Origin of the sequence: Scytonema sp. PCC 10023 (assembly GCF_963920835.1) — a bacterium.
In the GTDB taxonomy this organism is placed as follows: domain Bacteria; phylum Cyanobacteriota; class Cyanobacteriia; order Cyanobacteriales; family Nostocaceae; genus Kalymmatonema.
Genome location: NZ_CAWUDP010000355.1, coordinates 1 through 565, shown reverse-complemented (window position 1 = coordinate 565; position 565 = coordinate 1). Strand labels below are relative to the sequence as shown.

The following is a 565-nucleotide window of genomic DNA, read 5'->3' as shown; positions in this document are numbered from 1 at the left end:
CGAGTTGCCTTGCGGCAAGCGAGTGAGATTTCACCCCAGTTTGGAGCATACCTAGGGTAGCCGCCGAGATACCTGCAAAATGGGACACGTTGTAAAGTTTTGTAACGCATATGTTTGAAAACCCTTGATTTTACGTTGTTTCAATACTGGATTGAGCGTGTCCTCTGTTGTGAAAACATCCCCTAAAACAGTTCTTAATGGGCAAGTTTGAGAGACTGAATAGCGCGAAGAGTTGATTTTAGTGTGCAAAAATTTGAATGTTTCTTTACCATTTTTGGGCAAGGCGCGTAAATCGCTAAAGTCGTTGCCGCAACATTTGTTTACAATGTGTCCCATTTTGCGCGTATCTCGGCGATCACCCTTGGAGCGATCTAATGCCTATAATAACTTGGCAGTTGTGGTTAGCTCGTAATATTGTGTCAGACAATCCTCTGCCGTGGCAAAAATCAATTGACAAGCTAACTCCTGGAAGGGTTGCTCAGTCTATGGGAGGAGTTTTAGCGAGGATTGATATGAAATCCGGATGTATACTTACTGTATAACTTGGTTGCAAACATCTGGTAAT

At 43.0% G+C, this 565-nt stretch carries 1 pseudogene; it reads left to right on the top strand.

The features are described 5' to 3' along the window. Positions 1 to 362: 362 nt before the first annotated feature. Positions 363 to 509: pseudogene (locus ACM0OZ_RS49190) on the top strand (transposase); the annotation flags it as partial. Between the last annotated feature and the right edge of the window lie 56 nt (positions 510 to 565).